Genomic DNA, 13,989 nt, shown 5'->3' on the forward strand with positions numbered 1-13,989 from the left:
GAAAGCGCGCGATCTCGTCGGCACCTTCGACAAGCCGAAATACATCACTTTCCACGAGGAACTCTGCGCGCATTCCCGCTCGAAGATCACGGGCTGCACGCGCTGTATCGAAGTCTGCCCCACCGGCGCGATCAGCCCGAATGGTGATGCGGTGGCGATTGATCCCGGAATCTGCGCAGGTTGCGGCTCCTGCGCTTCCGTCTGCCCCACGGGTGCGGCCAGCTACGCCTTGCCAGCCGCGGATGACCTGATGAAGCGGCTTCGTGTGATGCTTCGCGCCTATCGCAGCGCGGGTGGCGAGCGTGCGTTAATGCTCTTCCACGATGCCGAGCATGGCCTGCCGCTGATCGATGCGCTCGCGCGTTTCGGCGAGGGTTTGCCGGCGAATGTCATCCCCGTTCAGGTGAATGAAGTCACGCAAGTGGGCCTCGAGCAGATCGCCGCGAGCTTCGCCTATGGCGCGGCGGGCGTCGCCTTCCTCATCCGTTCGAAGCCGAAGCATGATCCCCTCCCGCTCGCGAAACTCGCGAGCCTTTCGGCGGAACTGCTGCCGGCTCTGGGCTATTCCAGGGATGGGGTCTCGATCCTCTCGACCGATGATCCCGACCAGCTTCTCGCGGGCCTGCGCGCCATGCCTGCGCATGTGGTCGCGGTCGAGCCTGCCACCTTCCTGCCCATCGGCGAGAAGCGGCCCGTCATGATGATGGCCTTGCGCGAATGGCGCAACGTCGCGCCGGCGCGCCCGACCAAGGTGGCGCTTCCCGCCGGTTCGCCCTTCGGCACGGTGAATGTGAGAAGCGAGGGCTGCACGCTCTGCCTCGCCTGCGTCTCCGCCTGCCCGGCCTCGGCGCTGAGCGCCAATCCGGAACGGCCGGAGCTTCGCGTCCAGGAGGATCTCTGCGTGCAATGCGGCCTCTGCCAGGCGACCTGCCCGGAAAAGGTCATCACCATCGCGCCGCAGATCGATTTCGAGCGCATCAATGCCGCACCCGTGACGCTGAAGGAGGAAGAGCCCTACCCGTGCGACCATTGTGGGAAGCTCTTCGGCACAAAGTCCACCATCGAGCGCATCAAGGCGAAGCTGACAGGCCAGCACTGGATGTATTCGGGCCAGAATGCCGATCGCGCCAAGCTCATCGGCTATTGCGACGATTGCCGCGTGGAAGCGATGACCAATACCGGCTTCGACCCCTATGCCGGCACGCCCCGGCCGCGCGTGCGCACCACCGAGGATTACATCCGCGAGAACCCGGAAGATAAGCTCAACTGAGGCTCAGCGCGTCGCCTTATCGATGAAATCGACCAGAGCCTCGCGGTCTTCCGCGCGATTCACCACCTGCTCCGGCATCTTGGTGCCGGGGAGCATGGCGTTGGGGCCGATCTCGAACAGCCGCGCGATGGTCTCGCGGGACCAGATAACTGGCTTGTCGAGAAGCGCCGGCGAATAGGCATAACCTTCGGCCGTGCCGACCTTGCGGCCCATCACGCCATGCAGCGTGGGGCCCGCGCGATTGCCATCATCCGGCGAGAGCGTATGGCAGGCACCGCAGGCCTTGAAAACCTCCGCGCCGGGATGGTTCGCGAGCGCCTGCAGGCGCGCCTCGGGCGCTTCGGCGAGAACGGGATTGACCGGCTCGCCCGTGGCCACCACCCAGCGCCGCACAAGGCGATCCGCGCCGCCCGTTAGGATCTCCCGGCCATCGGGCGAAAAGGCGAGCGACCAGAGCGGGAAGGCCGGGCCGGACATGCGGCGCTGGATGTTGCGCGCCGGGCGATCCACCAGCGCCAGCGCCCCCCGGAAACCCGCCGCGCCGATGATCCTGCCGTCAGGCGAGGCCGCGAGCGCGACGATCGGCACCTCGGCGATCGGGAGCGCGGTGATGGCCCCCGTCACGGGGTTCACGAGGCGCAATTGCCCATCGGCGGCGGCGACCGCAAGCTCATCGCCCGCGCGCACCAGCGCATTCAGCGGCACGCCGATCTCGATCACGCGCGGCGCCTCTGCGCCCTTGTGGAGAATGAGCTGGCCATCGTAGCCGGCGGAGGCGAGCGTGCCATCGGGCAGGTAGGCGACCGCATTCACATTGCCCTTGTGGGCGTCGATCACGCGCGGGGTGCCTCCCGCGAGCGGCCAGACGCGGATCGTGCCATCCCAGCTCGCGGAGGCGATTTCCGTTCCATCCAGGGAAAGCGCAAGGCCGGCAATGGGCGCCTCATGGCCTTCGAGAGTCGCGCGGGGCACATGGCCCTCGCGAGGCCAGAGGAGGATGCGGCGATCCTCGCCGGCGCTGGCATAGCCGCCATCGGGCAGGGCAATCAGCGCGTTCACCGCGCCTTCGTGGCCCCGCAGAACCGTTTCGGCGATGCCGCGCGCCGGCGCCCAGCGGATGACCGTGGTATCGAAGCTCGCCGTGGCGATGCGGCCATCGGGCGTGGCGACAATGGCCCGGACCGGCCCGCCATGCCCACGCAGATCGGCGGCCTCAACCGGCAGCGCGAGGAAAACCGGTAACGCCCAGATCAACCAACGCAAAGCCATTCCTCCCTCTCGACAGCCCCGAACGCTTCCACCATATGGCGGGGATGCGGCTGCGGGACAGCGTCCTGCGGCAAGGAGCCTCGCGACGTGAGCGACCATGCCTGAAATCGCCCTCGACCTTCTGGGCCTGCGCTGCCCCCTGCCTGCGCTGAAAACGCGCAAGGCGCTGAAGGGTCTCCCGCCCGGCACCGTGCTGGTGGTGACGGCGAATGACCCTCTGGCGGGGCTCGACATTCCGAACCTCATCCGCGAGACCGGCGACACGCTTCAGGCGACCGAAAAGGTTGGCGAATGCATGACCTTCCGGATCGTGAAGGCCTGAGCGGGAAAATCCGCCTTTCCTGCGGGAAAACCTGGCAAAAAGCCCCGCAACAGCGCCAAACATCGCAAGGTTCTTCCCATCGTCAAAACGGCTCCGGATGCTTACAAAGGGCTCGGAAGAAACGGGGATTGTCGATGCTTCTCGCGCAGAAACCGCTTGCCCTCATGGCCCGCCCGCAAGCCTTGCTCGCTCTGGCTGCCATGGTCCTGCTGCTGGCCCTCGCCGGCCTCAATGGCGGTCTGCGCATGGCGCTGCTCGCGGGCATCGGCCTCTTTGCGGGCCTCGCGCTCTACCATGCGAGCTTTGGCTTCACCGCAGCGTGGCGGCGCTTCATCCTCGAGCGGAAAAGCGCGGGGCTTCGCGCGCAAATCATCATGCTGGGTGTCACCAGCCTTGTCTTCTTCCCCGCTTTGGCTGCGGGCAGCGTGCTGGGCCAGCCCGTGGGCGGCTATGTGTTCCCCGTGGGCGTGGCGCTCGTCACCGGCGCATTTCTCTTCGGCCTCGGCATGCAACTGGGTGGGGGCTGCGGCTCCGGCACGCTGTTCACCATTGGCGGCGGCTCGGTGCGCATGGTGGTGACGCTTCTGTTCTTCATCCTCGGATCGACGCTCGCGAGCGCCACTGCCGAGCATTGGTTCGCCTGGCCGAAATTCGCGCCGGTCTCGATTGTCACGAGCCTCGGCTGGTTGCCGGCCCTGGTGGTGATGCTCGCCGGACTGGCCGCGCTCCATGCGCTGGTGGCGAGGGCGGAGACGGCGCGGCATGGCTCGCTCGCTTCCATCCGGCAACCCGCGACGAACTGGCTCGGCGGTCCCTGGGCGCTGGTGATCGGCGCGCTGGCTCTCGCGCTGGTGAACATCGCGACGCTCATCGTCTCCGGCTGGCCCTGGGGCATCACGGGAGCCTTCGCACTCTGGGGCGCGAAAGTCGCGAGCCTCTTCGGCGCTGCGCCCGAAGCTTGGGCCTTCTTCGCCGGGCAGGAAGGCGCGTTGCGCGGGAGCCTTTTCGCGGACGTCACCTCCGTGATGGATTTCGGGATCATCCTCGGCGCGATGCTCGCGGCGATGATGGCGGGGAAATTCAAGCCGGGCCTTTCCATTCCCGCCCGCTCGCTCGCGGCGGCGGTGATCGGTGGCCTGCTGCTGGGCATCGGCGCAAGGCTCGGCACGGGCTGCAACATCGGCGCGTTCTTCTCCGGCACCGTGTCCGGCAGCCTGCATGGCTGGGTGTGGCTCGTCTTCGCCTTTGCCGGCAATGTGTTGGGCGTGAAGCTGCGGCCGATTTTCAGGCTGGACTGATCATTTGGCAGGCTGAATCGCCGGCTTCGCAGCCCGTTCGTCCTTCGCGGACTTGTAACGCTTCGCGAGCCGGGCGACCGCAACGAGCCCCGCAAAGCCCGCGAGGTTCGCGAAAGTCGTCGTGAGCCCGTCACGGCCCGTCACATCCAGCACCATGCCGAGCCCCCAGGCGAGGGCGATGGAGGCCATGAAGGTCGCCAGCGCTTGCTGTCCCACCTCGATGATCGGGCGAAAGGCGGCGAGCCGCGCGCGATGGGGTTCGATAAGGGTCAGCGCCACATGGGCGCTTGCGAGAAAATGGATGTAGAGCAAGGGGTTGAGGTTGGTCTTGCCATCCGCGCCGATCAGCCGTTCATGCGCGGCTCCGAGGGCCGGAATGTTCTGCGTGAAGCCCCAGAAATTGAGCGGCACCGACGCCACGAGAAACGCCACGCAGAGCCAGAACAGCGCGCCCTTCTCGAAAGGCGGCGCTTTCAGCCACCCCAGGCCGAAGGCGAAGCCCGTGAAGAACACGAGTTGCCAGGCGAAGGGGTTGAAGAACCACATGCCGCCCGGCCCCTGCCCGCCCGGCAGGTTGAGATGCGTCGCCTGCACGATGATCCACAACGCCAGCAGCGCGCCCATCGCGAGGATGGGCGACACGCGTCCCGCGAGCATCACCAGCGGCAGCATGGCGAGCAGAACGAGATACATCGGCAGGATATCGAGGAAGGCGGGCGTGAAGGTCAGCGTCATCAGCGCGAAAAGCCCCTCGCCCGGCTCGCGATAGAACCAGCCCAAACCAAGCCGGGCGGGGTAATCCGTGCCCGTGAGCTTCCAGCCAGCGACACTCAGCGCCATCATCACGAGGGCAAGGCCGATATGCGCCCAATAGACCTGCCAGAGGCGCGAGAGCACGCTGAACAGGCCCGCGCCGAAGCCCTGCCGCCGGAAGACCCGCCCGAAAGCATAGGCCGAGGCGAGGCCGGAGCAGAACACGAACAATTCAGCCGCCGAGGAAAAACCGAACCGCGCGGGAATGAACCCGAACCAGGGATTATCCGGGAGATGCGCGACGAAGATCACGAACATCGCGAGGCCGCGAAAGAAATCGAGCCGCTCATCACGGGGGCTGCGCGTGCTGGCCATCAAAGCCTCCCCTCATCGGCATCCGGCGCGATGCGCACGGCAATCAGCGTGAACCGGTCGGCGCGCGCGAGCACTTCATCGCCCGGCCGGCCGACGGCGATGCGGCAGCCTTGCGCGGCGAGGCGCTCAGCAAGGATGTCGGCTCCGTTCGGCACGCATGCTCCCTCATGCAAATTTGCTATGCAGCCTTGCGCATCCATGCCGCTCGCAATTGCGTGAGGCAGGAAGAAGGCAGTTTCAGCGGAAAATGCCGCCGAGCCGGATTCCCATGTCGCTCAGGGCCTGCTCGGGCGTCTTGCTGCCGCCAAGCACGGCATGGACATTGGCGCGCAGAACCTCGGATACCTCCGAGTAGCGCGGGGTAATGGGCCGGGGACGGGCCGATTGCACGACCGGCAGGGCCTGCGCGAACCATGGCCATGCGGCGAGCACTTCCGGGTCGGCATAAAGCTCGGCAAAGGCCGGAAGGTGACCGGCCTCAAGGGCCATCACCCGCGCGGTTTGCGGCGAGGAAAGGTGCCGCAGGAGCTTCACCGCCTCGGGCTTGTTCTTCGAGAAGGCGGAGACGGAGACCATCCAGCCGCCAAGGCAACTGGCGCTTCGCAAGGGTTCGAAGCCGGGCAGTGGCGCGATGCCGATCCGGCCCTTCACGGCGGAATCCGCATCGGTCTGCAGCCGGTTCCAGGCATAGGACCAGGTGATCCCGAAAATGAGGTTCCCGACCTGCATGGTCTGGCGGATGCGGTCGGTCGCGATTTCCGCATGGTTGGGCGGCGTGACATTCGCGGCGCGCAGATCCGCCCAGAGCTGGAAAGGGCGCTTTGCGGCCTCGCTTCCGAGATTGGGCCTGCCCCCCGCGAGCAGATCCTCCCCCGTGGCCCAGAGCGGCACGAGATAGGAGCAGACCGTGCTTTCCACCGGCGCACCGGTCATTTCCAGGCCGATCAGGGCAGGGTTGTTCTCGCCGGCCATGATCTTCCGAGCGGCATCTTTCAACTCATCCCAGCTGCGCGGAGGCTCGAGGGCGTATTTCTCCAGCAAATCCTTGCGATAATAGAGGAATTGCGCATCGGCGAAATAGGGCACCGCGATTACCCGCCCGGCATGGATGCTCGCGGCCCGCATTCCCGGCAGGTAGCGGTCGAGAAGCAAATCACGTTCCGCGCCGAGATGGGCATCGAGCGGTTCGGCCCATTGCGCCGCCGCCCATTGCGCCGGACGCAGCACATCGATCAGGAAGAGATCGTAGCCGGAATCCTTCGAGGTCAAAGCGGCATTCAGCATCTGCTGCTGCTGCTCGAGCGTGGCGCCCCCCGTCTCGATCTCGATGCCGATGCCGGGATTGGCGCGCAGGTAGCCCTCGATCGCGAGGCGCGCGACATCGAGTTTCTGCGCGTTGCCGATGAAGAGCCGCAGGATGCTTTGCGGCGCAGCCGGCGGCGGCTGGACCGGAGCTTGCGCCCGCGCGAAAACGGGGCCGACCAGCCATGCGAGGACCGCCAGGAACAGGCAGGCGAAAACCTTTCCGCGCCCCACCGGTGCGATGCTCTTCATGACCCCTCCCCGCAACCGTAACTGCTGGCCTCTCATCCTTCCGATCAATGCCGCCGGCTGGCAAGGGTGAAGTGAGAAACCGGCGGCGTGATCCCCATGCCGATCGTGCTGGAAGGGCTTGCAGGCAACGGCTTCGCTGCCTAACCATTGTCGCCCTGCCTTCTCGACCAAGGCCCCGAGCCATGACCCGCATCCTCGCCGTCGGCATTGCCGTCCTCGATGACATCTACACCCTGCCGATGCCGATCACGCCCGGCCAGAAGCACCGCGCGAGCGGCATCCTCACCACCATCGGCGGCACGGCGACGAACGGCGCCTTTGCCATCGCGCGGCTGGGCGGGCGGCCTGGCCTGCTCGCGCGCTTCGGCGATGACGCGGTGGGCGCGCAATTGCGCGGCTTGCTCGAGGGTTATGGCATCGACACCAGCCTCAGCGTGGCATTGCCGGGCATGCGCACCTCGCGCTCGACCATCGTGGTGGAGCCCAATGGCGATCGTTCGATCTTCAATTTCCTCGATGCGAGCGCGCCGGATGACGCCCCTTCCGTGCCGCGCGAATTGCCGGCAGGCTTCGATGCCGTTCTGGGCGATGTGCGCTGGGAGAATGTCGCCCTGCGCATGTTCGAATCCGCCCGCGCTAAGGGAAAGGCCGCCGTGCTCGATGGCGATCGCGCGCCGCAGGAACCGCGCCTCGTGGAAGCTTCGACACATGCGATCTTTTCCGCGCAGGCCATGCGCGAGATGACCGGCATCAGCCATATCGGCGAGGCCTTGGCCCAATATGCGAAGGGCCGACCGAATTTCATCGCCGCGACCGATGGCGAGCACGGCACCTACAGCCATTGGGAAGGCCGCGTGACGCATCACCCGGCCTTCGCGGTGACAGCGGTGGATACGCTCGGGGCGGGAGATACCTGGCACGGCGCCTTTGCCTTCGCGCTGGTAGACGGGCTTTCGATCCAGGCGGCGATCCGCTTCGCGAGTGCCGCAGCGGCGATCAAGGTGACGCGTCCCGGCGGGCCGTTGGGAGCGCCGACGAAGGCGGAAGTGCTGGCCTTCCTCGAGGAACGGGCATGAGGGCGACCAGCGCCCCCCGATCAGCAACCCGATCGCCAAGTCCCTCGGCAAGCCCGCGCCATGGGAAGAGGTTGGCCGGCTCTGCGGAAGGCCCCGGATTATGCTCTGCGCCGGCGCGGGCATGGCGGAATTTCGCGCGGGGCTCGAACATGCCTGCAAGGCTGGCGCGCGGGTTATGTGCAACTCGGCGTCGATTGCGCCATCCTGCTCGCCTCGCCGGCGGTGCTGCCGCCGCAGAATTTCCTGCTTTCGCTGCTGGGTGCCGTGGTGGTGAACCTGATCCTCGCGATCAATCATCGCCCCGGGCGATATCTCGGAATGTCCTGAGGGTTGTGGGCGCTTTGCCCTCTTGAAGTTTCCCGCGCCTCCCTCACCATGAACGGAAGGAGAAACCACAGATCATGCGTCGCACCCTGCGTTTCATCTTCCGGGGCCAGACCGTCGAACGCGACGGGTTCGATCCCACCCTCACGCTGCTCGAATGGCTGCGCGAGGAGCAACGCGCCACGGGCACCAAAGAAGGCTGCAACGAGGGCGATTGCGGGGCTTGCACGGTGGTGCTTGCCCGCCTGCGCGAGGGTCGCCTGCGCTATGAGCCGGTGAATGCCTGCATTCTCCTGCTCGGGCAGGTTGATGGCGCGGAAGTGCTGACGGTGGAGGATCTCTCGGCCGGCGGCACGCTTCACCCGATCCAGCAGGCGATGGTTGTGCATCACGGCTCGCAATGCGGCTTCTGCACGCCGGGGATCGTGATGAGCCTCTTCGCGGCGTATCACGAGGCCGAGCGCCCGCTCACCCGCGCGGCTTTCGATGACATTCTCTCGGGCAATCTCTGCCGCTGCACCGGCTATCGCCCGATCGCCGATGCCGCGCTTGCAGCGCTCCGCGGCCCGGCGGCGGACGCCTTCGCCAACGAGCCCGAGCTTCGCCGGACGCGGCTCGAAGTTCTGCAGGAAGGCTCGGACCTCTTCATCGGGCATGAGGCGCGCTTCTTTGCGGCGCCCGCGAGCATCGAAACCATGGCGAGCCTCGCCTTGCGCCACCCCGATGCGACGCTGCTGGCGGGCGGCACGGATGTCGGCCTCTGGATCACCAAGAAATTGCAGGATCTCGGCAAGATCATCTGGCTGGGCCGCGTGAAGGGTCTTGACCGCATCGAGGAGAGCGACGCCCTTCTCACCTTCGGGGCAACCGTGACGCATGAGCGTGCCCTGCATTCGCTGGCGAGCCTCGACCCCGATCTCGACCGGCTGATGCGGCGCTTCGGTTCCAGGCAGGTGCGCGCCTCCGGCACGCTGGGCGGGAACATCGCCAATGGCTCGCCCATCGGCGACCTCGCGCCCGCCCTGATCGCGCTCGACGCGAGCGTGGAGATGCGCAAGGGCGGGCTCTCCCGCACCATGCCGCTCGAGAACTTCTTCCTCGCCTATGGCAGGCAGGCGCGCGAGCCCGGCGAGGTGGTGACGGCGTTGCACATCCCGAAACTTAAGCCGGGCATGGCCTTCCGCGCCTTCAAGATTTCCAAGCGCTTCGACGAGGATATCTCCGCCGTGATGGGCGCGTTCCGCTTCCGCCTGGAGGATGGCCGCATCGCCGAAGCGCGCCTTGCCTATGGCGGCATGGCGGGCACGCCGGCGCGCGCCAGGGCGACCGAACAGGCGCTCGAGGGCGTGTCGCTTTCCGATACGCATGGCTGGGCGACGGCGCTCTCGAATCTCGAGGCGGATTTCCAGCCGATCTCGGATATGCGCGCCAGCGCCGGCTATCGCGCGAAGGTCGCGCGTGCCGTGCTCGGCAAGGCCTTGCTCGAAATCGCCGGCGCGGCCGCCGAGACGCGCATTCACCCGCGGGGGGAGGTGGCTCATGCGGGCTGAGCCAGAAACCCTCGCTGTGGTGCACGATTCCCTGCCCCATGACAGCGCGCGCCTGCATGTGACAGGCCGCGCGACCTATATCGACGATATCCCCGAACCCGCCGGCACCCTTCACATCGCTTTGGGCCTCTCGCCGAAAGCGCGCGGTCGGATCGTCAAACTCGACCTCTCGGAGGTGGAGGCCTGCGAGGGCGTGGTGCGCGTGATTACCGGGCATGATGCACCGGGCAAGAACGACACCTCGCCCCATCTCGGCGACGAACCGATGCTCGCGACGGAAGAGATCGCCTTCCACGGGCAGGCGGTCTTCGCGGTGGTCGCCACGAGCCGCAAAGCCGCGCGCATCGCGGCCCGGCTCGCGCATCTGGAGATCGGCGCGGAGAAGCCCTCCGTTTCGGTCGAGGATGCGAGGCAGGAAGGCGGGCGCGTGCTGCCGGATTACGCGTGGGAGAATCCGCGCGCGGAGGATGCGCTTGCGGCCTCGCCGATGCGCCTTTCGGGCGAGATCGAGATCGGCGGGCAGGAGCATTTCTACCTCGAGGGGCAGGCAGCCTTCGCCTTTCCCGGCGAGGGCGAGGAGATGCTCGTGCATTCCTCCACCCAGCATCCGAGCGAGGTGCAGCATATCGTGGCGCGCGTGCTGGGCGTGGCGGACCACGACATCACCATCGAATGCCGGCGCATGGGCGGCGGCTTTGGCGGCAAGGAAAGCCAGGCGAGCCAGTTCGCCGCCATCGCCGCGCTTGCCGCTCGCCTCACGGGCCGGCCTTGCAAGCTGCGGCTCGACCGGGATGACGATTTCGTGCTCACCGGCAAGAGGCATGATTTCCTCACGCGCTATGATGTCGGTTTCGATGCGGAGGGGCATATCCAGGCCATCGACCTGCAACTCGATGCGCGTTGCGGCTATTCGGCGGACCTCACGATCGGCGTGGTCGATCGCGCGATGTTCCATTCGGACAATGCCTATTTCCTGCCCGAAGCGCGGATTGCCTCGCGGCGGCTGAAGACCAACACCGTCTCGAACACTGCCTTCCGTGGCTTTGGCGGCCCGCAGGGAATGGTGGGCATCGAGGCCGTGATGGACGCCATCGCGCATAGCCTTGGCCGCGATCCGCTCGATATCCGCAAGGCGAATTTCTACCGGCCGGGACGCGACGTCACGCCCTATGGCATGACGGTCTTCGATATCGAGACGCTGCTGCCGCTGGTGGAACGGCTCGAACTCACCAGCGATTATCGCGCAAGGCGGCAGGAAATCGCCCATTTCAACGCGCATTCGCCGATCCTGAAGAAGGGCCTGGCGCTGACGCCGGTGAAGTTCGGCATTTCCTTCACGCTGAAACACCTGAACCAGGCGGGCGCCCTGGTGCATGTCTATTCCGATGGCTCGGTGATGCTCAATCACGGCGGCACGGAGATGGGCCAGGGCCTCTATGTGAAGGTGGCGCAGGTGGTGGCGGATGTCTTCGGCATCGGCCTCGAGTGCGTGAAGATCACCGCCACCAGCACCGCGAAAGTGCCGAATACCGGGCCCACGGCCGCTTCCTCGGGCTCCGATCTCAATGGAATGGCGGCGAAGATCGCGGCGGAGACGATCCGGGATCGCATGGCGGCGGAAGCTGCGCGGCGCTTCGGGTGTTCAGCCGGAAACGTCGCGTTTTCTGGTGGTTTCGCACGGGGCAACGGGCAAGAAATCGCCTTCGGCGCGCTGGCGAAAGCCTGTGTGCTCGAGCGCATCCCGCTCTCCTCCACCGGCTTCTATTCCACGCCCGGCATCACCTGGGATCGCAACACGAAAACCGGCCGTCCCTTCTTCTATTTCGCCTATGGCGCGGCGTGTTCCGAGGTCATCATCGACACGATGACCGGCGAGATGAAACTCTCGCGCGTCGATATCCTCCATGATTGCGGGCGCTCGCTGAACCCGGCGATCGATATCGGCCAGATCGAGGGCGGCTTCGTGCAGGGGCTGGGCTGGCTCACGACCGAGGAACTCGTCTTCGATGCCGAGGGCCGGCTCAGGACCCACGCACCCTCGACCTACAAGATCCCTGTCGCCTCGGATGTTCCGGCCGATCTGCGCGTGAGCCTCTGGCAGGAGGCCAATCGCGAGGATGCGATCCACCGCTCGAAGGCGGTGGGTGAGCCGCCGGTCATGCTCGCGATCTCCGTCTTCTCCGCGATTGCCGATGCGGTGCATTCGCTCTCGCCGGGCAAGCCGGTGAGATTGCGGGCGCCAGCAACGCCCGAAGCCATTCTCGACGCCTGCGATGCGCAGAAGGGCCTCGCATGAGCCGCATGCGCATCACCATCGCGGAGGCTCATGGCTCCACCCCGCGCGAGGTGGGGGCGGCGATGCTGGTCGATGCGGAAGGCCGTTTCTCCGGCACGATCGGCGGCGGGGTGCTCGAATGGCAGGCGCTCGCCGAGGCGCAGCGCCTCCTGCAATCCGGCAAGATCCGGCGCGAGATGCGCTTCGCGCTCGGCCCCGATCTCGGCCAATGCTGCGGCGGGCGGGTGACCTTGTCCTTCGAGCGCGTGGAAGGCGAGACCCGGCTGGAGAAGCCGGAGGCGACGCCCGTTCTCATTTTCGGCGCAGGACATGTCGGCCGTGCGCTGGTGCTGGCGCTTGCGCCGCTTCCATTAGCCGTGCGGTGGATCGACCCGCGCCCGAACGCCTTTCCCCAGGCCTTTCCCCCCAACGCGACGCCCGTCGCGCCCACCGATCCCGTGACGGAAATCGCGAGCGCGGGAGCGGGATCGCTGGTGCTGATCCTCACCCATAGCCATGCGCTCGATCTCGCGCTCTGCGATGCGGCCTTGCGGCGCGACGACCTGCCCTTCGTGGGCGTGATCGGCTCGGCGACGAAGCGCGCACGTTTCCTCTCGCAATTGCGGAGCATGGGGCATGGGGGGGATGCCCTTACCCGCCTCACCTGCCCCATCGGGATCAAGGATCTCGGCTCGAAGGAGCCGGCATTCATCGCGGCAGGGGTTGCGGTGCAGCTCTTGCAGGAGAAAGCCAAACAGGCCGCGACCGAGAAAGCCTCACGAGGAATTCATGCCCGAACAGCCCGATGATGAAGCGCTTCTGGCCCGCGCGGTGCAGCTTTCGCGCCTGCACATGGAAGAGGGCGCAGGCGGGCCCTTCGGCGCGGTGATCGCCACGAAGGATGGCCGCATCATCGCCGAGGGCTGGAACGGCGTGACCTCCGGCAATGACCCCACCGCGCATGCCGAGGTGGTGGCGATCCGCCGGGCCTGCGCGGCGCTCGGCACCTTCGATCTCTCCGGCCATGTGATCTATTCCTCCTGCGAACCCTGCCCGATGTGCCTCGGCGCGGTCTACTGGGCGCGACTCGACCGGCTGGTTTTCGCCAATTCGCGGGCGGATGCGGCGGCCATCGGCTTCGATGACGCGCGGATCTACGACGAGATCCCCAAGCCCATCGAGGCGCGCCTGTTGCCGACCGTGCATCGGCCGAGCAGGGAAGCCACGGCGGTGTTCGCTGAATGGCTGAAGAAGGCGGATCGTATTCCCTATTGAAGGGGAAGGCGCAAGGCTGGTCGTTTCGGCAATTCGACCAATTTCTGTGCATGACACGCCTGAATCGTGCCCGGTGCTTGCGCTGCAACCCGGCATGAGGCTTGCTGTCATCCAGGAGCTTCGTGCCTCGTTCGCCCCATGGCGAACCAGATGCGGAAAAGAGCAACAGAGGAGGACCCCCGTGTTTGAGATTTCCCGACGTGGCACTGTTCTGGGCTTGGCAATGGCTGGTCTGACCGCGATGTCGCCTGCCCTGGCGCAGGCCCCGACCAAGCTCCGCCTGACGCTGGACTGGCGCTTCGAAGGCCCCTCGGCACCCTTCCTGGTCGCGATTGACAGGGGTTACTTTGCCGCTGAAGGGCTCGATGTGACGGTCGATACCGGCAACGGCTCGCGCGAGGCAATCCCGCGCGTCGCTTCCAACACCTATGATCTCGGCTTCGGGGACATCAACTCGCTGATCCGCTTCCGCGACGAGAACCCTTCCGTGAACCTGAAGGCCGTGATGATGGTCTATGACCGGCCGCCCTTCGCGATCATCGGGCGCAAGTCGAAGGGCATCACCACCGATCTCAAGAGCCTCAACGGCAAGAAGTTCGGCGCGCCGGCGACGGATGCGGCTTATGCGCAATGGCCGATCATGCGCGC

The 13,989-nt window shown here is 66.4% G+C and carries 14 protein-coding genes; 10 read left to right on the forward strand and 4 right to left on the reverse strand.

Features of this window, described 5'->3' with window-relative positions; genetic code table 11:
* The coding region (locus ACKODO_RS07580) for a 4Fe-4S binding protein (RefSeq protein WP_408982840.1) at positions 1-1,270 on the forward strand (1,270 nt) is incomplete at its 5' end.
* Between the two features lie 3 nt (positions 1,271-1,273).
* Here ACKODO_RS07580 and ACKODO_RS07585 read toward each other — a convergent pair.
* Complete coding sequence (locus tag ACKODO_RS07585) at positions 1,274-2,539, reverse strand: c-type cytochrome (protein ID WP_408982841.1); 1,266 nt, start codon at positions 2,537-2,539, stop codon at positions 1,274-1,276.
* A gap of 97 nt (positions 2,540-2,636) precedes the next feature.
* Between ACKODO_RS07585 and ACKODO_RS07590 the strand changes: the two genes are divergently transcribed.
* Positions 2,637-2,861, forward strand: coding sequence for a sulfurtransferase TusA family protein (locus tag ACKODO_RS07590; protein WP_408982842.1), 225 nt, complete (start codon positions 2,637-2,639; stop codon positions 2,859-2,861).
* A 134-nt stretch (positions 2,862-2,995) separates the two neighbouring features.
* Positions 2,996-4,159: a YeeE/YedE family protein gene (locus ACKODO_RS07595; RefSeq protein ID WP_408982852.1), complete on the forward strand. Its 1,164-nt coding sequence runs from the start codon at positions 2,996-2,998 to the stop codon at positions 4,157-4,159.
* Here the strand turns inward: ACKODO_RS07595 and ACKODO_RS07600 are convergent, their stop codons facing one another.
* The 3 genes from ACKODO_RS07600 to ACKODO_RS07610 form a co-directional block, all read right to left on the reverse strand.
* Entirely contained in the window at positions 4,160-5,287 is a 1,128-nt protein-coding gene (locus ACKODO_RS07600; RefSeq protein WP_408982843.1) for an OpgC family protein, read from the reverse strand.
* Positions 5,287-5,442, reverse strand: a complete 156-nt coding sequence (locus tag ACKODO_RS07605) for a hypothetical protein (RefSeq protein ID WP_408982844.1) — start codon at positions 5,440-5,442, stop codon at positions 5,287-5,289. The genes ACKODO_RS07600 and ACKODO_RS07605 overlap by 1 nt, the downstream gene beginning before the upstream one ends.
* Positions 5,443-5,524: 82 nt before the next feature.
* Positions 5,525-6,841, reverse strand: coding sequence for an ABC transporter substrate-binding protein (locus ACKODO_RS07610; protein WP_408982845.1), 1,317 nt, complete (start codon positions 6,839-6,841; stop codon positions 5,525-5,527).
* A gap of 182 nt (positions 6,842-7,023) precedes the next feature.
* On the opposite strand from ACKODO_RS07610, the gene ACKODO_RS07615 reads away from it, so the two are divergent.
* The 7 genes from ACKODO_RS07615 to ACKODO_RS07645 form a co-directional block, all read left to right on the forward strand.
* Positions 7,024-7,917 carry a PfkB family carbohydrate kinase gene (locus ACKODO_RS07615; protein ID WP_408982846.1) on the forward strand — a complete coding sequence of 298 codons (894 nt, stop codon included), beginning with the start codon at positions 7,024-7,026 and terminating at the stop codon, positions 7,915-7,917.
* 60 nt (positions 7,918-7,977) lie between these two features.
* Complete coding sequence (locus tag ACKODO_RS07620; protein ID WP_408982847.1) at positions 7,978-8,244, forward strand: hypothetical protein; 267 nt, start codon at positions 7,978-7,980, stop codon at positions 8,242-8,244.
* 74 nt (positions 8,245-8,318) lie between these two features.
* A complete protein-coding gene (xdhA, locus tag ACKODO_RS07625) occupies positions 8,319-9,791 on the forward strand; it encodes a xanthine dehydrogenase small subunit (protein ID WP_408982848.1) in 1,473 nt (490 codons plus the stop codon).
* Positions 9,781-12,087 carry a xanthine dehydrogenase molybdopterin binding subunit gene (gene xdhB / locus ACKODO_RS07630; protein WP_408982849.1) on the forward strand — a complete coding sequence of 769 codons (2,307 nt, stop codon included), beginning with the start codon at positions 9,781-9,783 and terminating at the stop codon, positions 12,085-12,087. The genes xdhA and xdhB overlap by 11 nt, the downstream gene beginning before the upstream one ends.
* Entirely contained in the window at positions 12,084-12,875 is a 792-nt protein-coding gene (gene xdhC / locus ACKODO_RS07635) for a xanthine dehydrogenase accessory protein XdhC (protein WP_408982850.1), read from the forward strand. The genes xdhB and xdhC overlap by 4 nt, the downstream gene beginning before the upstream one ends.
* Positions 12,856-13,341 carry a nucleoside deaminase gene (locus ACKODO_RS07640; protein WP_408982851.1) on the forward strand — a complete coding sequence of 162 codons (486 nt, stop codon included), beginning with the start codon at positions 12,856-12,858 and terminating at the stop codon, positions 13,339-13,341. The genes xdhC and ACKODO_RS07640 overlap by 20 nt, the downstream gene beginning before the upstream one ends.
* 223 nt (positions 13,342-13,564) lie before the next feature.
* Positions 13,565-13,989 (forward strand): ABC transporter substrate-binding protein (locus tag ACKODO_RS07645; protein ID WP_408982853.1); only part of this gene is annotated, 425 nt, incomplete at its 3' end.

It is taken from the genome of Rhabdaerophilum sp., from assembly GCF_046092605.1.
GTDB lineage: Bacteria > Pseudomonadota > Alphaproteobacteria > Rhizobiales > Beijerinckiaceae > Rhabdaerophilum.